Annotated in this window: 21 protein-coding genes and 1 pseudogene; 11 read left to right on the top strand and 11 right to left on the bottom strand. The window is 69.8% G+C overall.

Annotation, left to right across the window (positions count from 1 at the left end):
• Positions 1–116: 116 nt before the first annotated feature.
• The 3 genes from AB0N66_RS07385 to AB0N66_RS07375 are packed head-to-tail and all read right to left on the bottom strand — an operon-like array spanning position 117 to position 1,050.
• Positions 117–308: a hypothetical protein gene (locus AB0N66_RS07385; RefSeq protein ID WP_365429920.1), complete on the bottom strand. Its 192-nt coding sequence runs from the start codon at positions 306–308 to the stop codon at positions 117–119.
• Positions 301–636, bottom strand: a complete 336-nt coding sequence (locus AB0N66_RS07380; RefSeq protein WP_365429918.1) for a hypothetical protein — start codon at positions 634–636, stop codon at positions 301–303. Before AB0N66_RS07380 ends, AB0N66_RS07385 begins: the two co-directional genes overlap by 8 nt.
• The gene (locus AB0N66_RS07375) at positions 637–1,050 is read right to left on the bottom strand and encodes an ATP-binding protein (protein WP_365429916.1); all 414 of its coding nucleotides are present in this window, start codon (positions 1,048–1,050) and stop codon (positions 637–639) included. It abuts the gene before it with no gap.
• Positions 1,051–1,223: 173 nt separating this feature from the next.
• Between AB0N66_RS07375 and AB0N66_RS07370 the strand changes: the two genes are divergently transcribed.
• Positions 1,224–2,069, top strand: coding sequence for a helix-turn-helix transcriptional regulator (locus AB0N66_RS07370; protein ID WP_365429914.1), 846 nt, complete (start codon positions 1,224–1,226; stop codon positions 2,067–2,069).
• Positions 2,070–2,089: 20 nt separating this feature from the next.
• Positions 2,090–2,287, top strand: a complete 198-nt coding sequence (locus AB0N66_RS07365; protein ID WP_365429912.1) for a DUF397 domain-containing protein — start codon at positions 2,090–2,092, stop codon at positions 2,285–2,287.
• A 191-nt stretch (positions 2,288–2,478) separates the two neighbouring features.
• Here AB0N66_RS07365 and AB0N66_RS07360 read toward each other — a convergent pair whose 3' ends face one another.
• Positions 2,479–4,104, bottom strand: a complete 1,626-nt coding sequence (locus tag AB0N66_RS07360; protein ID WP_365429910.1) for an ABC transporter permease — start codon at positions 4,102–4,104, stop codon at positions 2,479–2,481.
• Positions 4,101–5,033 (bottom strand): ABC transporter ATP-binding protein, encoded by a 933-nt coding sequence (locus AB0N66_RS07355; protein WP_365429908.1) that lies wholly within the window; start codon positions 5,031–5,033, stop codon positions 4,101–4,103. Before AB0N66_RS07355 ends, AB0N66_RS07360 begins: the two co-directional genes overlap by 4 nt.
• A gap of 136 nt (positions 5,034–5,169) precedes the next feature.
• Here AB0N66_RS07355 and AB0N66_RS07350 point away from each other — a divergent pair, with 136 nt between their 5' ends.
• The gene (locus tag AB0N66_RS07350; RefSeq protein WP_365429906.1) at positions 5,170–5,697 is read left to right on the top strand and encodes a MarR family transcriptional regulator; all 528 of its coding nucleotides are present in this window, start codon (positions 5,170–5,172) and stop codon (positions 5,695–5,697) included.
• 46 nt (positions 5,698–5,743) lie between these two features.
• Here the strand turns inward: AB0N66_RS07350 and AB0N66_RS07345 are convergent, their stop codons facing one another.
• Positions 5,744–7,264 carry an APC family permease gene (locus AB0N66_RS07345; protein ID WP_365429904.1) on the bottom strand — a complete coding sequence of 507 codons (1,521 nt, stop codon included), beginning with the start codon at positions 7,262–7,264 and terminating at the stop codon, positions 5,744–5,746.
• 225 nt (positions 7,265–7,489) lie between these two features.
• On the opposite strand from AB0N66_RS07345, the gene AB0N66_RS07340 reads away from it, so the two are divergent.
• Positions 7,490–8,884, top strand: coding sequence for an ethanolamine ammonia-lyase subunit EutB (locus AB0N66_RS07340; protein WP_365429902.1), 1,395 nt, complete (start codon positions 7,490–7,492; stop codon positions 8,882–8,884).
• A 222-nt stretch (positions 8,885–9,106) separates the two neighbouring features.
• On the top strand, positions 9,107–9,862 hold the full coding sequence (eutC, locus tag AB0N66_RS07335; RefSeq protein ID WP_365430240.1) for an ethanolamine ammonia-lyase subunit EutC: 756 nt from the start codon (positions 9,107–9,109) through the stop codon (positions 9,860–9,862).
• A gap of 222 nt (positions 9,863–10,084) precedes the next feature.
• Here the strand turns inward: eutC and AB0N66_RS07330 are convergent, their stop codons facing one another.
• Positions 10,085–10,945, bottom strand: a complete 861-nt coding sequence (locus tag AB0N66_RS07330) for a diacylglycerol kinase (RefSeq protein ID WP_365429900.1) — start codon at positions 10,943–10,945, stop codon at positions 10,085–10,087.
• A gap of 201 nt (positions 10,946–11,146) precedes the next feature.
• Between AB0N66_RS07330 and AB0N66_RS07325 the strand changes: the two genes are divergently transcribed.
• Both AB0N66_RS07325 and AB0N66_RS07320 read left to right on the top strand, forming a co-directional pair.
• The gene (locus AB0N66_RS07325) at positions 11,147–12,430 is read left to right on the top strand and encodes an adenylosuccinate synthase (protein WP_365429898.1); all 1,284 of its coding nucleotides are present in this window, start codon (positions 11,147–11,149) and stop codon (positions 12,428–12,430) included.
• 126 nt (positions 12,431–12,556) lie between these two features.
• The gene (locus tag AB0N66_RS07320) at positions 12,557–12,871 is read left to right on the top strand and encodes a hypothetical protein (RefSeq protein WP_365429896.1); all 315 of its coding nucleotides are present in this window, start codon (positions 12,557–12,559) and stop codon (positions 12,869–12,871) included.
• A gap of 127 nt (positions 12,872–12,998) precedes the next feature.
• On the opposite strand, the gene AB0N66_RS07315 is transcribed toward AB0N66_RS07320, so the two are convergent.
• The gene (locus tag AB0N66_RS07315) at positions 12,999–14,195 is read right to left on the bottom strand and encodes an acyltransferase family protein (protein ID WP_365429894.1); all 1,197 of its coding nucleotides are present in this window, start codon (positions 14,193–14,195) and stop codon (positions 12,999–13,001) included.
• A 276-nt stretch (positions 14,196–14,471) separates the two neighbouring features.
• On the opposite strand from AB0N66_RS07315, the gene AB0N66_RS07310 reads away from it, so the two are divergent.
• Positions 14,472–14,762: a hypothetical protein gene (locus AB0N66_RS07310; protein WP_365429893.1), complete on the top strand. Its 291-nt coding sequence runs from the start codon at positions 14,472–14,474 to the stop codon at positions 14,760–14,762.
• Between the two features lie 91 nt (positions 14,763–14,853).
• On the opposite strand, the gene AB0N66_RS07305 is transcribed toward AB0N66_RS07310, so the two are convergent.
• The 3 genes from AB0N66_RS07305 to AB0N66_RS07295 all read right to left on the bottom strand — a co-directional run bounded on the left by AB0N66_RS07305 (position 14,854) and on the right by AB0N66_RS07295 (position 17,925).
• Positions 14,854–15,504, bottom strand: a complete 651-nt coding sequence (locus tag AB0N66_RS07305) for a hypothetical protein (RefSeq protein ID WP_365429891.1) — start codon at positions 15,502–15,504, stop codon at positions 14,854–14,856.
• A gap of 161 nt (positions 15,505–15,665) precedes the next feature.
• Complete coding sequence (locus AB0N66_RS07300) at positions 15,666–16,361, bottom strand: GntR family transcriptional regulator (RefSeq protein WP_365429889.1); 696 nt, start codon at positions 16,359–16,361, stop codon at positions 15,666–15,668.
• A gap of 208 nt (positions 16,362–16,569) precedes the next feature.
• Positions 16,570–17,925: an aspartate aminotransferase family protein gene (locus AB0N66_RS07295; protein WP_365429887.1), complete on the bottom strand. Its 1,356-nt coding sequence runs from the start codon at positions 17,923–17,925 to the stop codon at positions 16,570–16,572.
• 284 nt (positions 17,926–18,209) lie between these two features.
• Here AB0N66_RS07295 and AB0N66_RS07290 point away from each other — a divergent pair.
• The 3 genes and pseudogenes from AB0N66_RS07290 to AB0N66_RS07280 all read left to right on the top strand — a co-directional run.
• A pseudogene (locus AB0N66_RS07290) lies at positions 18,210–18,380 on the top strand (MarR family transcriptional regulator); the annotation flags it as partial.
• Between the two features lie 79 nt (positions 18,381–18,459).
• A complete protein-coding gene (locus AB0N66_RS07285; RefSeq protein WP_365429885.1) occupies positions 18,460–20,499 on the top strand; it encodes a protein kinase in 2,040 nt (679 codons plus the stop codon).
• Positions 20,500–20,624: 125 nt separating this feature from the next.
• Positions 20,625–22,028 carry a M20/M25/M40 family metallo-hydrolase gene (locus AB0N66_RS07280; protein WP_365429883.1) on the top strand — a complete coding sequence of 468 codons (1,404 nt, stop codon included), beginning with the start codon at positions 20,625–20,627 and terminating at the stop codon, positions 22,026–22,028.
• Positions 22,029–22,139 lie beyond the last annotated feature (111 nt).

The raw sequence follows: 22,139 nt of genomic DNA, 5'->3' as shown, positions 1-22,139 counted from the left end.
GGGTTCCCGTGGCGCCGCTGCCCTGTGTGAACTACTTGGGTCCCCAGGGGTGTTGCACTGCCCAGCGCTGGGGGCGCGGCTTCCGCCCGACTGCTGCGGCGCCTCCGGTACGGCAGTCATCGGGGCGTGACGCGCTCGATCAGGACCCGCGCCCTGCGCAACGCCTCGCGCAGCTCGCCCGCGGTGGCGCAGTCCCGGCCACGGAACCGGCAGTCACCGGTACACGTCTTGACGTGCCGGAGCCACGCGAGCCACTCCCGCTCCTCCGGCGCGTCCGACACCCGTACGCTGTCCTTCGCTTCACTCATGCCTTGGCCGCCATCCGCCCGGGGACCACTCCTCGCCCATGGCTTCGCGCACGTACGGGCGGACCGGGTCGTCGTCGGCGGCGTCGTCGTCGTCCGAGCCGCGTTGCCACGGCTCGGACGGGAGCCAAGCTTCCACGCGCGGGTTCGGCACGGGCCCCACGTACGGGTCCGGGGTCCGTACCGGCTGGGCGACGTCGTGCGGATCCGACGTCGAGTGTCTGACCCGCCTGCGCGGCTGAAAGGGAAGTAACGCGCCCAGCAGGGCGACCATGCACAGGATGGCGTTCTGCAATGCCGACAACTCCGGTCCGGCCGTTGACACGGCCACTCAACTGCTGCCTTCTACGCAGGGTTTCTCCGTCATGGCGAACCTGGCCCACACGCACTTCGCGTACGGCTGTTGCCTGTGTCCCCACGCGTCGGCCAGCCGTCCGACGAGGACCAGGCCGCGCCCGTCCTCCCCGTCCGGGCCGTGGTCGCGGGCCTGCGGAAGCCTGTCCCTGTCGGGGTCCGAGACTTCGAGGACCAGGTCAGGACCCCGCACGGAGAGCGTGACCTCGATCCGGGCGAGCGTCACACGGCAGTGGGCCACGGCGTTGGTGACGAGTTCGTTCGCCGACACGGTGACGCTGTCGGCGAGTTCGCCGGTGAGTCCCCAGTCGGCGAGGGTTCGGCGTACGTGCTGCCGTGCTGTCGGCACGTGGCGTCTGTGTTTGGGGATGTGGAAGGTGGCGGTGGGCATGTCTGTGTTCCTCCTGACGGGCAGTCAAGACTGCGCCGGGTGTGGGCGCGTGACTTTGAGGCTAGAGGCGCAAGGGGAACAACCGCAACCAGTAAGCTCGCATACATGCTGTCGTACAAATGTGCTGTGCTTTCCTTGCTTTACAGTGGGCTTGCGAAAGAGAGAGGTGTGCGATGCCCGCAGGGGGACGACCTACCGTGCGCAGCAGGCGACTTGGTGCAGCGCTCAGGAGGTACCGACTGTTCGCCAAGCTCGACCAGCCGCAGGCAGCCGAGGTGATCGCGGCACATCAGACCAGGGTCAGCCGCATTGAGACCGGACATGTCATCGCCCGCCCCATCGAGATCCGGGCGATGCTGAAGGCGTATGGCGTCGACGAGCCCGAAGTCCGCGAGAAACTGGAGGCGTTGGCCAAGCAGTCGAACCGGCGCGGCTGGTGGCTCGAGCATGCCGAACACCTGCGGCCGGACTACCTCGACCACATCGCGTTGGAGGACGACGCGACGTACATCCGCGAGTGGCAGCCGGTTCTGGTCCCGGGGCTCCTTCAGACTCCGGCCTACGCGGAGGCGATCATTACGGAGGGCCCCAACTACGTTGCTCCTGAACGGGTTGCCCAGTTGGTGAAGGTGCGTGAAGGGCGGCAGGCGAAGATCGAGGAAGGTGGGGCCGTGTACACCGCCATCCTCTGGGAAGCGGTCATCGCGCACCCGTTGGTGAGCGTCGAGATTCACCGGGAGCAGCTGTCCGCGATCCTTGAGGTCGGGAAGCGGAAGAGCGTCACGGTTCAGGTGCTGCCGTTCAGTGCGGGCGCGGTGGCGGGTTCGACATACGCCTTCTCCTCCTTCAGCTTTGAATCCGAGCCGACCGTAGAGGCCGTAACCATGGAGAACCTGCGGGGTACTTCGGTACTTGAGGCCCCCGAGGATCTTGCCGCTTACGCCAACGCGTACGACCAACTACGATCGGCAGCCATGGCACCGGACGCCAGTGCGCGACTCATCCGCAGCGCACTGTGAAGTAGCAAGGAAGCCCCATCGTGACCGAGGTCATAAGCACCTTCCGCAAGTCCTCGTACTCCGGGCAGGAGGGCAACTGCCTCGAGGTCGCCGCCACAGCAACCGGCGGCCGTGCCGTACGCGACAGCAAGGCGCAGGGCGGCCCGTTGCTCGCCGTCTCCCGCGAGAGCTGGCGGGCATTCGTCACGGGCGCGCAGGCCGGTGAGTTCGGCCACTGATTGGCAGATCTGTCCCGGACATGTGGGCCGTGAACAGGCCTTACCGCGGCTGCCGTTGGTACACATCGGCCAATCCACAAGGGCATGGGCACCCGCTCGGATTCCCTTTGCGGCGGGATCAAGGAGCAGCGGACGTCAGTCTCTGAACGACTCACAACGAGCGCGTCAGGGACGGCGAGGGTGAAGACCCCTCAGCCGCTCAAGTCCCGCCGTCGCAGCGCCCCCAGCCCCACCCCCACCAGCCCCGCCGCAATCCCCATCAGGATCAGCACCGGCGTCCAAGCCATCTCGTCCCCCGGCAGCTTGGGAAGGTGCCCGAAGGGGGACAGGTTCATGACGGTCTGCGGCACGTTCAGTGCGGGGCCGATCCATCCCAGGAGGAGGGCGAGGCCGGCCACGGCCCAGGCGCCGGGGGCCAGTTGGGGCGAGAGCCCGTAGAGGAGGACGGCCAGGGCGCCCAGGGTCCAGATGGCCGGGACCTGGACGAGGCAGGCGCCGAGGATGGGGCCGAGTTCGGCGCCGTACCCCAGGCCGAGGCCGAGGCCGCCGAGCAGCATGATCAGTACTGCGCCGCCGAAGGCGACGGTCAGGTGGCCGCAGGCCCAGCGCAGTCGGCCGACGGCCCCGGCGAGGACGGGTTCGGCCCGCTGGGAGGTCTCCTCGCCGTGCAGCCGCAGCACGCAGGAGACGACGTACAGCGCGGCGACCATCCCGAGCATCCCCACCATCGTGGCCAGGAACGCGTCCGTGATCCCGCTCTGACCGCCCATCCGTTCGATGATCTCGCGGGTCTTGTCGTTGTCCCCGACGAGATCAGCCGCCCCCTTCGTGATTCCGCCGAATGCGGCCCCGGCGGCCAGGAATCCGAGGCTCCAGCCCAGCACAGTGCCCCGCTGGAGCCGCCAGGCCAGTGCTCCGGCACTGCCGAGGCGCCCCGACGCGGGCCCCGGCCGGGTGGGCAGGAAGCTCATGCCGACATCGCGCCGCCCGGCGAGTTCGTACGCGGTCGCGCCCTGCACGGCGCACGCCGCGACGAACAGGAGCAGTACCCACCAGCGTTCGTCCGCGAAGGCCCGCGACTCCTCCAGCCACCCCACCGGCGAGATCCAGGTCAGCACGGAGGAGCCGTCGGTCGTCGCCGAGTCGCCGGCTGCCCTCAGGACGAAGGCCGCGCCGAGCAGTCCGCCGGTCAGCCCCTTCGCGAGCCGCGCGCTCTCGGTGAACTGCGCGACGATCGCAGCCATGGTCGCGAAGATCATGCCGACACCCGCGACCCCGAGCCCCAACGCCAGTGCCCCCGCGCCGCCCTGGCCCGCCAGGCCGCCCGCGATCAGCAGCGCGAGCGCGCCGTTGGCGACGAACGCCGCCAGCAGCGCCGCGGTCAGTGGGGCGCGCCGCCCCACCATCCCCGCGGAGATCATCTCCTGCCGCCCGCTCTCCTCCTCGTCACGGGTGTGCCGTACGACGATGAGCAGGCTCATGATCCCGGCGAAGACTCCGGCGTAGCCGCCGATGCGCCAGGCGGTGAGCCCGCCGAGTGAATCGCTGAACACCGGTCCGTACGTGGCGCGCAGGGAGCTACTGGTGAGCATCTGCTGTGCCACGGCGGCGCGTTCGGCCGGGGTGCTGTAAACGGTCTCCAGCGAGCTCGGCATGGAGAGCACCAGCAGGGCGATCACGCCGACCCAGAGCGGGATCATCACCCGGTCGCGACGCAGCGCGAACCTCAACAGGGTTCCAGTGCCTGCCAGTTGGCCGGAGCCCCCGGCCCGTACCGCGAAGGCGGAGGTGGCGGTCGAGGTGGTGGTGGCGGTCATCGCGCCATCGCCCCTTCCGAACTTTCCGAACCTTGCGAAGCGGGTACGTCCTCCTGGTAGTGCCGCAGGAACAGTTCCTCCAGCGTCGGCGGGGTCGAGGTGAGCGACCGTACGCCCGAGTCGGTGAGGGAACGCAGTACGGCGTCGAGCTTGTCGGTGTCGACCTGGAGCTTGACCCGCTTGCCCGTGACGTCCAGGTCGTGGACCCCGGGCAGCGTCGCCAACGCGCCCGGCGGGCCCGCGAGTTCGGCGGTGACGCTGGTACGGGTGAGGTGGCGCAGGTCGGTGAGTGAGCCGCTCTCGACGGTCTGGCCCTTGCGGATGATGCTGACCCGGTCGCAGAGTTCCTCGACCTCGCTGAGGATGTGCGAGGACAGCAGGATCGTCCGGCCGCGGTCGCGTTCCTCCTCCACGCAGGCCTGGAAGACCTCCTCCATCAGCGGGTCGAGACCGGAGGTCGGCTCGTCCAGGATCAGCAGGTCGACGTCCGAGGCGAAGGCGGCGACGAGGGCGACCTTCTGCCGGTTGCCCTTCGAGTACGTGCGCCCCTTCCTGGTGGGGTCGAGCTCGAACCGCTCGACGAGATCGGCCCGGCGCGCCTTGTCGAGGCCGCCGCGCAGCCGCCCGTACAGGTCGATGACCTCGCCGCCGGAGAGGTTGCGCCACAGGGTCACGTCACCGGGGACGTACGCGATCCGGCGGTGCAGTTCCACGGCGTCCGCCCAGGGGTCCCGGCCGAGCAGTTGCGCCGCGCCCGAGTCGGCGCGCAGCAGGCCGAGGAGGACCCGGATGGTGGTGGACTTCCCGGCACCGTTCGGGCCGAGGAAGCCGTGCACCTCGCCGGTCTCGACGTCCAGGTCGAGGCCGTCGAGCGCGTGCGTCCTGCCGAACGACTTGTGCAGTCCGGAGACGGTGATCGCCTTCGTCATGATTCAGCCTTCGCCTTCGTCATGGTTCAGAACGTACGCTTCTTTCAGAAATTTGTGAAGTTAAGGAAACGTATGAACGGCCGATACACTTGATGGCGGCGCCTGAGCAGGGGAGATGATCGGAGATGATCCAGGGATGACCGAATCCAGCGGAGGCGGACGGGACCCGGAGGCGGTCTCGAAGTTCGTGGAGGGCTTCGCGGCGCAACTCGTCGAGGCCGGGATGACGCGTATGCCGGCCCGGGTCTTCGCGGCGCTGCTCGCCTCCGACGCAGCCACCCTGACCTCCGCCGAACTCGCCGAGCAGCTGCGGATCAGTCCGGCCGCGGTCTCCGGCGCGGTGCGCTACCTCGCGCAGGTGCACATGGTCTCGCGCGAGCGTGAACCCGGCTCACGGCGCGAGCGCTACCGCGTGCACAGCGACCAGTGGTACGAGGCGCTGACCAACCGGGAGGCCATCCTCAAGCGCTGGGCGTACGCGCTGCGCGAGGGCGTCGAGAACCTCGGCGTCGAGACGCCCGCGGGCCGCCGACTCGCCGAGACCCAGGCCTTCTTCGAGTTCATCGACGGGGAGATCGCCCTGATGATGGACCGCTGGCGCGTCCACCGGGATCAGGTCTTCGGCGAGGGACGACTCCTCGCCGAAGACCGTGAAGGCCGTTGAACTCCTTTACGGAGACTCCTCTACGGAGCTTTGCCGGCCCCCACGCCTACCGCTCCTTGGTCTCCTCCAGCACCGTCCGCCCCAGCAGTGCGTACCGCTCGGGAGCACGTCGCTTCAGATAGGTCGCGTACCCGAGGCCGCTCACCGCGACCAGCGCCACGATCCACGGGGTCGCCTTCAGGACCAGTGAGCCGGACTCCGCCCCCGCCGCCGCGCCCATGTTGGAGAGCAGCAGGACCACCACGGCGAGCATCGCGACGCCGCCGATGAGGGGGGCGGTGAAGGTCTTGAACCAGTGCCTGCTTTCGGGGTGGTGGGTGCGGAAGTAGGCGAGGACCGCGAACGAGCAGACGGCCTGGACGACCAGGATGGCCATGGTGCCGAGGATGGCGAGCAGGACGTACGTACCGGTGTACGGGTCCTTGCCGGCGATCCAGAACGCGCCGATCAGGACGGCGCTGACGACGGACTGGACGAGACCCGCGATGTGCGGGGAGCCGTGCCTCGGGTGGGTCCGCCCGATCGTCCGCTGGAGCGAGGGCAGGACTCCCTCGCGTCCCAGGGCGTACATGTAGCGGGCGGCGCAGTTGTGGAAGGCCATGCCGCAGGCCAGCGAGCCGGTGATCATCAGCCACTGCATGACGTCGACGGCCCAGTGGCCGACGTACCGCTCGGTGGGGTTGAAGAAGAGCGCGAGGGGGTTCGAGGAGGAGGCGGCGGCGACCGCTTCGGTCTCGCCGTTGCCGATGATGGCCATCCACGAGACGAAGACGTAGAAGACGCCGACGCCCAGGACGCTGATCATCGTCGCCTTGGGGATGATCTTCTTCGGGTCGCGCGACTCCTCGCCGTACATCGCCGTCGACTCGAAGCCGACCCACGACCAGAAGGCGAAGAAGAGACCGAGTCCGGCGCTGGTGCCCTGGAAGGCGTTGACCGGGTTGATAGGACCGAAGGTGAAGCCGTGCGGGCCGCCGCCGTGCGCCGCGACGGAGATCGCCATCGCGGCCAGCACCGTCACCTCGGTGGCGAGCAGCACGACAAGCAGCTTCTCCGCGACCGAGACACCGAACCACGTCCCCATGGCGTTGACGGCGAGCATCACGATCGCGAACGCCCACCACGGGATGTCCAGCCCCGTCTGGTCGTTCAGCGTCGTCGTGGCGAAGGTCGAGAAGATGCCGATGAGCGCGGGCTCGAAGACGACGTACGCGAAGGTCGCGAGCAGCCCGGACGCCAGACCGACGGTGCGGCCGAGACCGTACGAGATGAAGCCGTAGAAGGCGCCGGTGGACGTGATGTGCTTCGCCATCGAGGTGAAACCGACCGCGAAGACGGCGAGTACGGCCATCGCGACGAGGTAGCTGGCGGGGGCGCCTATGCCGTTGCCGGCGGAGACCATGAAGGGCACGTTGCCGGTCATGGCGGTGATGGGGGCCGCGGTGGCGACGGCCATGAAGACCACGCCGAGCAGGCCGATCGCGTTCGGCTTCAGCCGGTGGACGGTGCCTTCGCCCGCCTCCGCGCTCGCCCCTTCCGCAGGGGCTACGCCCTCTTGAACCGCCATGGAGTGGCCCCTCTCCTCGATCACATCAGTCAAATCAGTGACATCTGTTCGATCACTGTCCGCGCTCAATGGGCCGGAATCCTGCTGTCCGAATGATTCGCCCCGCAGGTCGGGGCGTTAAATGTTTGTCAACTAGACCTTTAGGCCAGCTGAGGATCGAACGTCTGCGTTAACTCTCCGTCCGGCCATGGACCCCGGGTCCCGGCCCTTCGTACGGTCGGCGACATGACCACCTACACCGCGACCCTCGGCGGCCGGAGCTACCGGTTCGACGGACTGGCCCGGCTGCTCGCCGCTGCGAGCCCCGAGCGGTCCGGCGACCGGCTCGCCGGGCTCGCGGCCGAATCCGCGCAGGCCAGGGTCGCGGCGCGGTGGGCGCTCGCGGACGTGCCGCTCGCACGGTTCCTTGCCGAGCCGGTGATCCCGTACGAGGACGACGACGTGACCCGGCTGATCGTGGACACCCACGACGCGGCGGCCTTCATGCCGGTGGCCGGGCTCACGGTCGGCGAGTTCCGGGAGTGGCTGCTGTCCGCGACGGCGGACGCGGCGGCCCTCGCGTCCCTGGCCCCCGGTCTGACACCGGAGATGGTCGCCGCCGTCTCCAAGCTCATGGGCAACGCCGACCTGGTGGCCGCCGCCCGCAAAGTGCGCGTGGTCACGGCGTTCCGCTCCACCATCGGCCTGCCCGGCCGCCTGGCGACCCGCCTCCAGCCCAACCACCCCACCGACGACCCGGCGGGTGTCGCCGCGGCGCTTCTGGACGGACTCCTCCTCGGCTCCGGCGACGCCGTCATCGGCATCAACCCGGCGACCGACAGTCCAAAGGCGGTACGGGACCTCCTGGACCTCCTGGACGGCGTGATCGCCCGCTACGACATCCCCACCCAGTCCTGCGTCCTGTGCCATGTGACGACGAGCATCGACCTGATGGAACGCGGCGCCCCCGTCGACCTCGTCTTCCAGTCCATCGCCGGTACGCAGGCCGCGAACGCCTCCTTCGGCGTCACCCTCGGCCTCCTCGACGAGGCGCACGAGGGGGCGAAGGCGCTGGGCCGGGGCACCGTCGGGCACAACGCCCTCTACTTCGAGACCGGCCAGGGCAGCGCGCTGTCCGCCGACGCGCACCACGGTGTGGACCAGCAGACGGTGGAGGCACGCGCGTACGCCGTGGCCCGCCGCTACGACCCGCTCCTGGTGAACACCGTCGTCGGCTTCATCGGCCCGGAGTACCTGTACGACGGCCGCCAGATCCTGCGGGCGGCACTGGAGGACCACTTCTGCGGGAAGCTCCTCGGCCTGCCGATGGGCCTGGACATCTGCTACACGAACCACGCCGACGCCGATGACGACGACATCGCGACCATGCTCACGATGCTCGGCGTCGCCGGCGCCTCCTTCGTGATCTGCACCCCGGGCGGCGACGACATCATGCTCAATTACCAATCCGCCTCCTACCACGACGCCTTGTACCTGCGCGAAGTGCTCGGCCTGCGCCCGGCACCGGAGTTCGAGGCGTGGCTTGAGCGGATCGGGCTGCTGGACGACGCGGGCGGCATCCGTGATGTCTCCGGTACGGCCCACCCCCTGATGACGATCGGCAAGGAGCTGGTGGCGTGAGGGAGCGTGAGTCAGGTGTGGGGGGTTAGGTCGCGTGGCGGGTCGTGGGTCGGGTGTGGGGGGTTGGGTCGCGTGAGGGATCGCGAGTTGGCTGTGGGGGGTTGGGTCGCGTGAGGGGCCGTGAGTCGGTTGTGAGGGGTTGGGTCGCGTGGCGAATCGTGAATCGGTTGCAAGGAGGTGGGTCGTGTGACGGATCGTCAACTTGCTGATCTTGTACGGGCATTGATCGCGCCCGAGTCCTCCGACGTGGCCCTGTGGACCGCTCTGCGCCGGCACACCCAGGCCAGGATCGGCCTCGGCCGGGCGGGCTCGGCCCTGCCGACGCGGCACCGTCTTGAGCTCCAGGCCGCGCACGCCGCCGCGCGGGACGCGGTGCACTCGCCGTTCGAACCGGAGTTGGTGGCGGCCGCGCTGACGGGAGTTCCGACCGTACGGGTCCGGAGCGCCGCCCCCGACCGGCTGACCTATCTCCAGCGTCCCGACCTGGGGCGTCGCCTCGACGACGTCGACCGGGCGCACCTTCCCCGCGACGACTGGGACGTGGTGTTCGTGGTCGCCGACGGGTTGTCGAGCCGGGCCGTGCACGAGCATGCGGCGCCGGTGATCCACGAGACTGCTTCGCTGCTGCCCGCCGACTGGCGGATCGCTCCGGTCGTCCTCGCCGAGCAGGCCAGGGTGGCCCTCGGCGACGACATCGCCCACGCGCTGGGCGCCACGATGGTCGTCGTCCTCATCGGCGAACGCCCCGGCATGTCCGCGGCGGACTCCCTGGGTGCGTATCTCACGTACGCGCCCGTCCCGGGCACCACGACGGACGCCGACCGCAACTGCCTCTCCAACATCCGGCCGCCCCTGGGCCTGTCCCACACCGCGGCCGCCGCCAAGCTGGCGACGCTGATGCGGCGGGCGCGGGAGCTTGGGGGGACCGGGGTGGGGCTGAAGGACGAGTCGGACGCGGCCGCTCTGCCGGCGGGGTGAGGGTGGGGAGTGTTTTCTCGCCCCCTCCGCCCCTACCCGTCCCGTACCTGGGGGCTGTCGCCCCCAGACCCCCGCTTTCGGCCTGGACGGCCTCGTCCTCAAACGCCGGACGGGCTGAAACGGGGCGTAGCCCCGGAAGGATGGGACGGGTAGGGGCGGAGGGGGCGAGCTGCGTCCATCAGCGGCTCCGCCGCGGGCCACCCCCAGCCGCCCACTCACCCCTCACCCCACCGGCAACGTAAGCCCCCAAGCCCCCTCCCAGACGACCCACGTCCGAGTCCGCACGGGTCCCCCGACCACCGCGTCCGCCCGATACCGGAAATCCGCCCCGGAGACGGTCACCCTCCGCCCGACAACCCGTAGCGGAGCGACCGCCGCCCCCACGGACACCGGCCGCACCTCGACCTCCGCACCGCCGAGAACCCCCGGCGTCACGGAAACCGACTCCACGGGCTGGTCGAGGTCGACGACGAGCACACCGTCGACCTCGACCCGTAGCCGCGAAGGCCGCGAGTGCCGCGAAGGCTCGGGCGCGGCGGCCAGGCGCCCCGGCCGCGAGGCCAGCGTGCGGACCAGCGACTGGCAGGTCCGCAGCCAGGGCGACCGGCCGGCGGCCGTCTCCCCGGAGAACGGGACCGCGCCCGGAGCGGGCGAGGGCAGCGACGGAATCCGCAGCGCCCCCACCACCACCCCGTCACTGTCGTCCACCAGCAGATCCAGCCGCCGCTCCGCTCCGTCGAGCACGGCCCGAGCCGCCGCCACGGCCCCCATGGGCACACCCAGCGACCGGGCGAGCGACAGCACACCCCCCACCGGCACGAGGGACACCGCGCACGCCCCCAGCGCCCGCTGCCGGTGCAGCAGCGACACCGCCCGCAGCAACGCCCGGTCGTCCCCGATGACGACGGGTCGCCGGGACCCCCGACGGGCGAGCATGCGAGCAAATTCCTCAGGCCCGGCCGGGAGGCACACTTTCGTGGCCGCACCGGCGCTGAGCACGTCTTTTGCGATCCGTACCGACTCACCGTCACTGCGATGGGCGACCGGGTCGATGACCACCAGGAGCTGGTCGGAAGGCGCCACCTCGGTCTTGCCTCGCTTCCTCGGGTAGCATCTTTGTGCAAGAGCCCCTTGCGCTATTGCGCCAGGGGCTTGGTCTATTCCGGGGCATCCGGTCCGAAGGTCGCGGCCAAAGAAGGTCGCCGGCATACGCAGCCGTGCACAGAAATCAGCCGCGTACGTCCCCGACCTTGGACATGCCCCGCCCGGAAGGGGTGTACGCGCGTGCCCGCACTTGTGCTGCTCGGTGCTCAGTGGGGTGACGAAGGTAAGGGAAAGGCCACGGACCTGCTCGGCGGTTCCGTGGATTATGTGGTGCGCTACCAGGGCGGCAACAACGCCGGCCACACGGTAGTCGTGGGCGATCAGAAGTACGCCCTCCACCTCCTCCCTTCCGGAATCCTCACACCGGAGTGCACTCCGGTCATCGGAAACGGAGTCGTCGTCGACCCGTCGGTCCTGTTCGCCGAGCTGAACGGACTGAACGAGCGAGGCGTCGACACGTCCAAGCTCCTGATCAGCGCAAACGCGCACATCATCACGCCTTACAACGTGACGGTGGACAAGGTGACGGAACGCTTCCTCGGGAAGCGGAAGATCGGCACCACCGGACGCGGTATCGGCCCGACGTACGCGGACAAGATCAACCGCGTGGGCATCCGCGTCCAGGACCTGTACGACGAGTCGATCCTGACGCAGAAGGTCGAAGCGGCCCTCGACGGCAAGAACCAGCTCCTCACCAAGGTCTTCAACCGCCGCGCCATCGAGGTCGACCAGGTCGTCGAGGAGCTGCTGACCTACGCGGACCGGCTCAAGCCGTACGTCGCCGACACCGTGCTGCTCCTCAACAAGGCGCTCGACGACAACAAGGTCGTCCTCTTCGAGGGCGGCCAGGGCACGCTGCTCGACATCGACCACGGCACGTATCCCTTCGTGACCTCCTCGAACCCCACCGCGGGCGGGGCGTGCACGGGCTCGGGCGTCGGTCCGACGAAGATCAGCCGCGTCATCGGCATCCTCAAGGCCTACACGACCCGGGTCGGCGCGGGCCCGTTCCCGACCGAGCTTTTCGACGCGGACGGCGACGCGCTGCGCCGCATCGGCGGCGAGCGGGGTGTCACGACGGGCCGCGACCGTCGCTGTGGCTGGTTCGACGCGGTCATCGCCCGCTACGCGACCCGAGTCAACGGCCTGACCGACTTCTTCCTCACCAAGCTGGACGTGCTGACCGGCTGGGAGGAGATCCCGGTCTGCGTGGCATACGAGATCGACGGCAAGCGTGTCGAGGAACTCCCGTACTCCCAGACCGACTTCCACCACGCGAAGCCGATCTACGAGACCCTCCCGGGCTGGTCCGAGGACATCACCAAGGCGAAGTCCTTCTCCGACCTCCCGAAGAACGCCCAGGCCTACGTCAGGGCACTTGAGGACATGTCCGGCGCCCCGATCTCCGCGATCGGCGTCGGCCCGGGCCGCGACGAGACGATCGAGATCAACTCGTTCATCTAGTACGGCGGTTCACCTGGTACGGCGGTTCATCCAGTACCGCCGGTACGACCGTTGAGCGCGCCCCGGTTAGGCTTCGGCCGACCCGGGGCGCGGTCGTCGCCCCAACGGCCAAGAGGAGTCGACCAGATGGCCGCGCCCTTTGAACCACCGAAAGCGATCCCGGTGCCGCGCCGAGTCCTGATGGTGCTCGCGCTCGATGCCCTGCTCACCGTTGCGGCCATCGTGTTTCTGGTCAGCCTGATGTGGACCGAATTGAACGTACTGCGCGTGATTCTCCTCGCATTCGTGGTGATCATGGGAGTGGCGATGGCACTCGTCAAGGCCTGGGCACTCTGGTCCAGGGCACGCCGCGGTCAGCCCTTGAACCTGCTCGCGACAGGTGCGTTCGGCGCCGGGTCGCTCGCGCTGTCGCTCCTGGTCTGGTTCCTCCTGGGTGAGTAGTTCAGGAGGCGCGGAGAGCAGGGCTTGACCGTTCACCCACGGAGTCGGACCTCGTGCTACGGGAGTAGTGAGGGTGGGCCGCCGGGTTTTGGAGTCGCGGATCCACGAAGCGAGCCTCGTACCCCGGCTACGGCCTCGTGGCCGGGGCTGTGGCCCGCTGCTCGTCGGCGGTACCGCGTGGCGCCGGAAGCGTTGCCTGCAGCGTCAACGTGGCGGTGGCGACGGTCGCGGACGCCGCCGAGTACACCGGCTGCTGACGCGGCGGGGCAGGGGCGAACAGCCAGCCCATGGGCGGCCGGGTCAGCGGCTGGACCAGTTTGCGGACCGGCGGGGAGCCGAGCACCATCGCCAGCAGGACCGCGCAGAGCAGCAGACCGACGATCTCGACCCGGGTGTTCACCCGGGAGATCAGGTCCTGCTCCCGGATCGGCAGAATGACCAGCGGGTGCAGCAGATAGATGGTGAAGCCGCCTGCGCCCAGCGTGGATATCAGCGGCAGCCGTCGCCGGGGGATCAGCCGCAGCAGACACAGGACAAGGGCCGCGGCCGAGGCCAGCACCAGCAGCCGGATGACCCAGGCCCATTCCAGGCTCATCGGGTCGGCGGCGGTGTAATGGTGGCGCATCGACAGCCAGTTGCCCTTGATGTCCCGGTGCCACAGCCACCCCACAGCGCCGGCGGCCAGCATTCCGGCGACCGCCACGGGCAGGCTCCAGCGGCTGTTGAACCAGGCGTTCAGATGGCCCTGGCCGATCCGCCAGCCGAGGTAGAACAGCGGCAGATAGACGAGGGTCCGGCTCGCGGAGTAGAGCATTCCGAACTCGTCGATGTACCCCACGGCCAGCGCGACGCCCGTGGTGATGAGCAGCGGGTGACGCAGCTGCACCACCAGCGGCAGCAGCAGCCGCCAGCAGAAGAGGGACATCAGGAACCACAGCGTCCACGGCAGTTGGACGACATGGAGAACGAACTTGGACCCCAGCCAGTAGCTCTCCAGCGAGAAGAGCAGACTGAAAATCCCCGCGGGCACCACGATGCTCTGCAACAGGGACCGCAGGGAGCGGGAGCTGAGCGGACCCGCGCTGCTGAACACCCCGGCCAGCATGACGAAGGCCGGCACCCGGAAGGCCCAGCTGGCGACGTGGAACGAGTGCAGCACATCGACCCGGGTCATGATGCTGCCCATGGAGTGCAGGATCACGATCAGTGTCGCGGAGGTGAACCGGGCGTTGTCCCACCATGGATCGCGGGCGGGTGCGGCTCGCTCGGCCCCGGCGTCGGTAGCCGGTCTGTCGGTGGCAGGTCCAGGGGGCGACTTGTCCATGGCGGTGGCATGCTCCTGACAGCAAGGTCGGCCGGTCAGGGGCTTGTCGTGCTGATGATCGGACCGGAGGACTGTGAGCATACTGTGGATTCTGTGGCGAATGACGTCAGTTGTTGACGGTCAGGCAGTGTCAAACCCGGTGAACCAGGGCCTCCGTTTCTGTGCGTTCCGCGCTCCAGCCGCAAGAGTGGGCGTACCTCGCATAACGGGCATACGCTGAAAACGCAAACGCACGTGCGTCGACCAGGAGAAGTCGACAAGGAGAAGGTGAGTGCGATGCGCGTTCTGCTCAAAGCCACGCTGGACACGGAGAAGTCGAACGAACTGATCCGCAGTGGCAAGATGCCGGAGCTGATCAAGGAGATCGTGGACCATCTCAAGCCGGAGGCGGCGTACTTCGGGCCCTTGGGCGGCCGCCGTACCGCCCTCCTGTTCTTCGACATGAAGGACAGTTCCGAGATACCTCCCGTCGGTGAACCGTTCCTCACCCAGTTCAACGCCGAGATCGAGATCTCCCCGATCATGAACGGCGAGGACCTCGAGACGGGCCTGTCCCAGCTCCGCTGAGCAATGTGGATGCGGACGCGGATGCGTCTGCGGGGGCAATGCGAACGCGGGCCGGGCCATGAGCGGCCCGGCCCGCGTCCACCGTGCCGTCTCAACTGAAGATGATCATCGACCCCTGTGCCAGGCTGCGCGTCGCGGCCGCGTGCAGGCCCAGCCAGACGTGGCGTTCGCGGGCGAAGGGGCTGGCGTCGTAAGGGGCGGGTGCCGCCGGTTCCTCCAGGTCCGTGGGGGCCACGGGAGGCTGGGGGGCGGCCGGTGGGTTGGCCGGGTCGATGCCGATCGACGCGGCTACGAATTCGAGTTCGCGCAGGAGCGTCTGGGAGGAACCCAGCGGGCCGCCGCCCGCGAGGAGTTCGTCGTTGGCGAGAGGGTGCGGGAAGTCGACCGGGACGTACGCGCCCGCGTGGTCGTAGTGCCAGACAAGGTGCGACTGCTGGGCGTTCGTCCCGAACATCTCCAGCAACTGCTCGTAGTCGCCGCCGAGTTCGTCCACGGGCGTCACCGCAAGGCCGCACATCTGAAGCAGGTACGCACGGCGCAGGAAGTGCAGGGCGTCGTAGTCGAACCCCGCGACCGGGGCCACGTCGCCGGACAGGCCCGGCATGTACGCGTACACCGGGACCGGCGGGAGTCCTGCCTCCGCCAGCGTCTTGTCGTAGAGCGCGAGTTCTTCGGCGAAGGGATTGTCGGGGGTGTGGCACAACACGTCGACGAGCGGGACCAGCCACAGGTCACAGGCCAACAGACGGCTCCTCTAGCTCCTTGGTGTGCACGGTGGTCAGGGAAGCGTAATGCGCGCGGCGGTCTTGGTCAGGCCTCGGTGCGCAAGTTGGCTTCCCGGTCGTGGTGGTGCTGTGCCCTCCGGGCAGACCAGTTACTCGGCTTAGTCGGCGGACAAGCGTGTCACTCGGCGGCCAGGCGCTCGATCAGCGCGAGCGAGTGCGCGTTGTACGCCGTCACGATCGCGTGCGCCTCGGCCGGGTCGCGGCGGGCGAGGGCGTCCACCAGTTCCGTGTGGGCCGACCACAGGTGACCCTTGAGGTCGGCAACCTGGCGCAGGTGCTGGACCGCGCAGGCCCAGGACTGGATGCGCAGCCGGTGCAGGAAGTCGGCGAGGTAGGGGTTGCCGAAGAGGCCGCTCAGCTCGCGCCAGAAGCGGAGGTCGTAGCCGATCAGGATGTTCAGCTCACCGGCGGCGGCGGCGCGCTGGGCCTCCTCGCCGCGGCGGCGGACGCCCGCGAGGGCGGCGGCGACGCGGGGATCCTGGGGCTTTGTCATGACGCCGACGGTGATGGAGCGGAAGATGCCGTCCGTGACGAGGCTCCGTGCCTCGATCATGCCGCGGTAGTCGGCCGGGGAGTACTCGCGCACCCGGAAGCCGCGGTGCTGGTCCGCCTCGAGCAGGCCTTGCGCCGACAGATCGACCAGGGCCTCGCGGACCGGGGTCGCGGAGACGCCGTACTGTTCGGCGATCTCCTTCACCGTGAACGCCTGGCCCGGCTGGAGGCGGCCGGCCAGCACCTCGTCGCGGAGCGCGTCCGCGATCTGCTGGCGCAAGGTGCTGCGGGTTACGGCGCCATTGCCGCCGGTGCCGGGCATGGTGTCGGGCTCCCCTTGTCGCGTATGTCTCGGAGCCAGTCACCATACGCCGTGGAGTGTAAGGGGAGAGTTTTCGCCCCCGCCGCCCCGTTTCAGCCCGTCCGGCGTTTGAGGACGAGGCCGTTCACGCCGAAAGCGGGGGTCTGGGGGCGGCAGCACCCAGGAACAAGGGACGGGAAGGGGCGGAGGGGGCGAAAATCATCCCCCCTCACACCACGTACTCGTCCGCCACAGCCAACGCCTCGTCCAGCACCGCGAGCCCCTCCTTGGCCTCACCCTCGGTGATGTTGCACGGCGGCACGACATGGGTGCGGTTCATGTTGATGAAGGGCCACAGGCCCCCCGCCTTGGCGGCGGCGCCGAACGCGGCCATGGCGGCGTTGTCCGCCCCGGCGGCGTTGTAGGGCACCAGCGGCTCCCGGGTCTCCCGGTTCCGCACCAGCTCAAGGGCCCAGAAAACCCCCGTACCCCGCACCTCACCGATGCTCGGATGCCGCGAGGCGAGCTCGTGCAGCCCGGGCCCGATGACGGTCTCCCCGATCAGCGCGGCCTGGTCGACGATCCCCTCCTCCTCCATCACGTTGATCGTGGCGACCGCGGCGGCACAGGCCAGCGGATGCCCGGAGTACGTCAGACCGCCGGGGTACGGCCGCCGTGCGAAGGTCTCCGCGACGGCTCCGGAGATGGCGACACCGCCCAGCGGCACATACCCGGAGTTCACGCCCTTCGCGAAGGTGATCAGGTCCGGCGTCACGTCGTAGTGATCGGCGGCGAACCACTTGCCCGTACGCCCGAACCCGGCCATGACCTCGTCCAGGACGAAGACGATCCCGTACCGGTCGCACAGCGCGCGCACACCCGCGAGGTAGCCCGGCGGCGGCGTCATGATGCCCGCCGTACCCGGAATCGTCTCCAGGATCACGGCCGCGATCGTGCCCGGGCCCTCGAAGGCGATCGTGTCCTCAAGGTGCTGGAGCGCCCGCTCCGACTCCTGCTGCTCGGTCTCCGAGTGGAAGGGGGAGCGGTAGAGGAAGGGCGCCCAGAAGTGGACGACGCCCGCCGCGCCGCTGTCGTTCGGCCAGCGTCGGGGGTCGCCGGTGAGGTTGATCGCGGCGGAGGTGGCGCCGTGGTACGAGCGGTAGGCGGAGAGGACCTTCGGACGGCCGGTGTGCAGCTTGGCCATGCGGGTCGCGTTCTCGACGGCCTCCGCGCCACCGTTGGTGAAGAAGATCTTGTCCAGGTCGCCGGGTGTCCGCTCGGCGATCAGCCGTGCGGCCTCCGACCGTGCCTCGACGGCGAAGGCGGGCGCGAACGTGGTCAGGGTCGCGGCCTGCTCCTGGATCGCGGCGACAACCTTCGGGTGCTGGTACCCGATGTTGGTGAAGACGAGCCCGCTGGTGAAGTCCAGATACCGCTTGCCGTCGTAGTCCCAGAAGTACGACCCCTCCGCACCGGCGACGGCGAGCGGGTCGATGAGCTCCTGCGCGGACCAGGAGTGGAACACGTGCGCACGGTCCGCGGCCTTCACGGCGGCGCCGACCTGGGGGTTGGGCTGAGGGGTCATGCGCCGAGCGTAAATGTCCACGGCACGGCCGCGACATCGGCGTCTTGTCTGCGGTCGGGGGCTTTCCGCGACAGTCTGTCGGGCTTCACGGGGGCTTCGCGGGGGCTTCGAGGGGGGCTTCACAGGGAGGAAGCCCTTCCCGGCGTCGGTCGACGCGGGCGTCCCCGTCGCCGCCATCCGTCGCCGCCATCCGCGGGCGGCACCGCCGGTCTCGCCCGCACCGCCGGTCTCGCCCGCGAAGGGCTTCGGGCTCCTCGGTGCGTACGAGGGCGAGGTGCACCGAGGTCGGCCCCGGCCACGCGGAGTTGGCCGACCGGCCGGCCGAGGCCCTTGGGGAGGACGGATTCGCGGAGACCGTACGGGTGTTGGAACGCCTGTCGGCGGCGCTGGACGCCATGACCACGGCCGGCGCTCCGGGTGTCACAGAAACGGAACACCCCGTTACGGAACCGTAGACACCGCCCCGCCCGCCTCCCCGTACGGCCGCACTATCCTCAGGCTGTCGCACTGGTACGGGGGAGGGTGGGCGCAGCCATGGAGAAGCTCGGAGTGGGGGATCCGCAGCGGATCGGGGCGTATCGGCTGCTGGCGCGGCTCGGTACCGGTGGGATGGGGCACGTGTATCTCGCCCGGTCCGACCGGGGGCGTACGGTCGCGGTCAAGCTGGTGCGCCAGGAACTCGCCGAGCAGGAGGAGTTCAGGGCGCGGTTCCGGCAGGAGGTGCTGGCCGCGCGGCGGGTCGGCGGGTACTGGACGGCGCCCGTCCTCGACGCGGACACCGAGGCCGCGATCCCCTGGCTGGCCACGGGTTATGTCGCGGGGCCCACCCTGCAGACCGTCGTGGGCCACGACCACGGGGCACTCCCCGAGCGGTCGGTACGCATCCTCGCGGCCGGGCTCGCGCACGCCCTTCAGGACATCCACGCCGCGGGGCTGATCCACCGGGACCTCAAGCCCTCGAACGTCCTTGTCACCATCGACGGGCCCCGCGTCATCGACTTCGGGATCGCGCGCGCCCTGGAGACCGTGACCGAGAGCGGCCTCACGCGCGCCGGCGCGCTCGTCGGCTCGCCCGGGTTCATGGCCCCCGAGCAGGTCCGCGGTGACCGCATCACGCCCGCGTGCGACGTGTTCTGCCTGGGCTCGGTCCTCGCCTACGCCACGACGGGCGCCCTTCCCTTCGGTACGGCCAACTCCGGTGTGCACGCGATGATGTTCCGCATCGCGCAGGAGGAACCCGACCTGGAGGGGATGCCGGAGGGCCTCACCGACCTCGTACGCGCCTGCCTGCGCAAGGATCCCGCCGCCCGGCCCGGCCTCGGCGAGATCCTGGAACTGACCGGCGCGGAGGACACCGTCTCGGACGGGCGGTCGCGCGATCCCTGGCTGCCGAGTGCGCTGGTTGCCCAACTCGGTCGTCATGCCGTGCAGTTGCTGGACACGGAGGACCCGGACGAGGGGCCGGGGTCGGGGGCCCCGACGACACGGCTGGGACGTGTCCCGGCCGCCCCGACATCGGCTCCGGCATCGGCCTCCGCTCCGGCACCGGCCCCGGCCCCGGACCTGTCCAAGCCGCCGTCCGCGCCCCGGCCGGGACCTGCCACCCCTCCCCGGACCTCGCCGGAGCACGCCCCCACCCCGTCCGAGGAAGGCTCGACCCCGCCCCCGCCGGGACGGCCCGCTCCCGTGAACCACCTGCCCACGATGATCGCGGGGACGGGCACGGGTCCGGGTGCCGGTACGGGCCAGGCGTCGCCCCCGCCGCCCCCGCAGGCCACCCCGCACGCCGCGTACGGCTATCCCCAGCAGCACCCGCACCCGCATGCGTACCCGCAGCCGCAGCAGCCGCCGTCGGCGCACCCCGCGCAACCCCCGCATCCCGCGTACGGCTATCCGCAGTCGGGCGGCTGGATCCAGCCGCCTGGGCCAACACCCCCGTACGGCCCCGGAGTTCCCCCCTTCTCTCCCTTCGCCCCGCAGCCCGCCCCCGCGGGCAGAAGCAGTCGGTCCACCGCGGCCCTGATCGTCGTGGCCCTGGTCGTCGCGCTCGGCGCGGGCGGCTCTGTCTACGCGCTGATGAGCGGCAGCGGGAACGACACGACCGACGACTCCAAGTCGTCGCCCGCCTCCAGCGCGCCCGAGACGCCCGGCCCGACCACACCCGAGCCGTCCGCCGACACCGCAACCGCCTCGCCCACGACGCAGGCACCCGAGGGCGGCGCGATTCCGGAGGCGTACCTCGGCACCTGGAGTTCCGGCATCGACAACGACTCGGGCTCCAACACCCGCCAACTGGTCATCCAGCAGGGCGAGGTGGGTGACACGGTCCTCTCGCTCACCGCGGACGGCCCGGCCGGCAACGGCACGTACCACTGTGTCTTCCAGGCCGCGCTGACCGGGGCCCCGACCGCCGACGGGCCGCTGGAGATCGGCCCCTCCGAGGTCACCGTCGGTGAACCGGCCACCGCCTGCTCCCCGGGCGCCGCCTCCGAGGTCACACTCCTCCCGGACGGCAGCCTGCGCCGGGTGAACACGGACTCGGGCGAGTCACTGACGTACACGAAGAGCGGCTGACGGCGCCTCAGGCTGAGCCCGGGTTTCCCTCAAGGACCGCCTCGAGGCCCCCTTGCCCGAGGCTTGTCGCGTACACAACCATTGCGGTGGTAGCCCAGCGGTTGACCTCAGCCTCAGGAGGACGCATGCGCCACAGCAGGAGATCGGTCCTGACCGCGACGGCGGCGGGTGCGGTGACGCTGGGGGCGACGGCTCCTCCGGCACAGGCAGCGTCCGCCGGCTCAGGCTCCCGGCCGCCCGCGACCGCCCAGCCTCCCACCCGTGAACTCCGCGCCCTCCTCAAGGAGATCGACCGCACCCGTATCGAGGCGACCGTCCGCAAGCTGGTTTCCTTCGGTACCCGCCACACCCTCTCGTCGCAGGACGATCCGGTACGGGGGATAGGCGCGGCGCGTGACTGGATAGCGGCGGAGCTGCGCGCGTACGCGGCGGACTCGGGTGGCCGGATGACGGTCGAACTCCAGTCGTACGTCCAGGAACCGGCATCCGGTGTCCCCACCCCCACCCGCATCACGAACGTCGTCGCGACCCTGCGCGGCTCGGTCACACCGGAGCGCGTGTACGTCGTCTCCGGCCACTACGACTCACGCGTCACCGACCTCATGGACGCCACCTCGGACGCGCCGGGCGCGGACGACGACGCGTCCGGGGTGGCGGTGGCGATGGAACTCGCCCGTGTGCTGGCCAGGCGCCGCCCCGCCTCGACGATCGTCTTCGCGGCGGTCGCGGGGGAGGAGCAGGGCCTGTACGGAGCCACGTACATGGCGCAGCAGTACAAGGCGGCCGGTGTGGACGTCCAGGGCATGTTCACCAACGACATCATCGGCAGCTCCACCGCGGACGACGGCACGCGGGACCCGTACACCATCCGCCTCTTCGCGGAGGGCGTGCCCAGCTCGGAGACTCCGGCGCAGGCGGCGACGCGCCGCTCGGTCGGCGGTGAGAACGACTCCCCCTCCCGTCAACTGGCCAGGTTCGTCAGGGATGTCGGTGACAACGACGCGACGGGGATGCATGTGCGGGTCATCTACCGCCGCGACCGTTACCGCCGGGGCGGCGACCACATCCCCTTCCTCGAACGCGCCTACCCCGCCGCCCGGTTCACCGAGCCCGCCGAGGACTTCGCCCACCAGCACCAGGACGTACGCGTCGACGCGAACGGCCAACAGTTCGGCGACCTCCCGGAGTTCTGCGACTTCGCGTTCATCACGCGGGTGGCGAGGGTCAACGGCGCCGCCCTGTGGACCCTGGCCCAGGCCCCGGGAACCCCGCGCGACGCGAAGATCATCACGTCGACCCTGACCAATTCCACCAAGCTGGTCTGGACTCGCGGCCCCGAGCCGGACCTCGCCGGCTACGAGGTGGTCTGGCGCGAGACGACGGCCCCCGAGTGGACCCACGTGATCCCCGCGGGCGACGTGTCGACCTACGAGGTCGACATCTCCAAGGACAACGTGTTCTTCGGCGTACGGGCGGTGAGCCGGGCGGGGGCGAGGAGCCCGGTGGCGTTCCCGGCGCCGCAGGTCTGATCAGCCCCTCCGGCGTTTGAGGAGCGGGGTCTGGGGCGGAGCCCCCGGAACAAGGGACGGGTAGGGGCGGAGGGGGCGAAAAAACACCCCACCCCACCCCACCCCACCCCA

Origin of the sequence: Streptomyces sp. NPDC093544, assembly GCF_040683495.1 — a bacterium.
In the GTDB taxonomy this organism is placed as follows: Bacteria; Actinomycetota; Actinomycetes; order Streptomycetales; family Streptomycetaceae; genus Streptomyces.
The sequence above is the reverse complement of the archived record's forward strand: the minus strand, read 5'-3'. Positions and strand labels throughout refer to the sequence as shown.

Coding starts and splice junctions, on each gene's coding strand:
- AB0N66_RS07370 (WP_365429914.1), top strand. CDS start 1,224: ATGCCCGCAGGGGGACGACCTACCGTGCGCAGCAGGCGACTTGGTGCA.
- AB0N66_RS07385 (WP_365429920.1), bottom strand. CDS start 308: ATGAGTGAAGCGAAGGACAGCGTACGGGTGTCGGACGCGCCGGAGGAG.
- AB0N66_RS07350 (WP_365429906.1), top strand. CDS start 5,170: ATGACCGAATCCAGCGGAGGCGGACGGGACCCGGAGGCGGTCTCGAAG.
- AB0N66_RS07300 (WP_365429889.1), bottom strand. CDS start 16,361: ATGCCCGGCACCGGCGGCAATGGCGCCGTAACCCGCAGCACCTTGCGC.
- AB0N66_RS07360 (WP_365429910.1), bottom strand. CDS start 4,104: ATGACCGCCACCACCACCTCGACCGCCACCTCCGCCTTCGCGGTACGG.
- AB0N66_RS07295 (WP_365429887.1), bottom strand. CDS start 17,925: ATGACCCCTCAGCCCAACCCCCAGGTCGGCGCCGCCGTGAAGGCCGCG.
- AB0N66_RS07285 (WP_365429885.1), top strand. CDS start 18,460: ATGGAGAAGCTCGGAGTGGGGGATCCGCAGCGGATCGGGGCGTATCGG.
- AB0N66_RS07375 (WP_365429916.1), bottom strand. CDS start 1,050: ATGCCCACCGCCACCTTCCACATCCCCAAACACAGACGCCACGTGCCG.
- AB0N66_RS07280 (WP_365429883.1), top strand. CDS start 20,625: ATGCGCCACAGCAGGAGATCGGTCCTGACCGCGACGGCGGCGGGTGCG.
- AB0N66_RS07310 (WP_365429893.1), top strand. CDS start 14,472: ATGCGCGTTCTGCTCAAAGCCACGCTGGACACGGAGAAGTCGAACGAA.
- AB0N66_RS07340 (WP_365429902.1), top strand. CDS start 7,490: ATGACCACCTACACCGCGACCCTCGGCGGCCGGAGCTACCGGTTCGAC.
- AB0N66_RS07345 (WP_365429904.1), bottom strand. CDS start 7,264: ATGGCGGTTCAAGAGGGCGTAGCCCCTGCGGAAGGGGCGAGCGCGGAG.
- AB0N66_RS07320 (WP_365429896.1), top strand. CDS start 12,557: ATGGCCGCGCCCTTTGAACCACCGAAAGCGATCCCGGTGCCGCGCCGA.
- AB0N66_RS07315 (WP_365429894.1), bottom strand. CDS start 14,195: ATGGACAAGTCGCCCCCTGGACCTGCCACCGACAGACCGGCTACCGAC.
- AB0N66_RS07355 (WP_365429908.1), bottom strand. CDS start 5,033: ATGACGAAGGCGATCACCGTCTCCGGACTGCACAAGTCGTTCGGCAGG.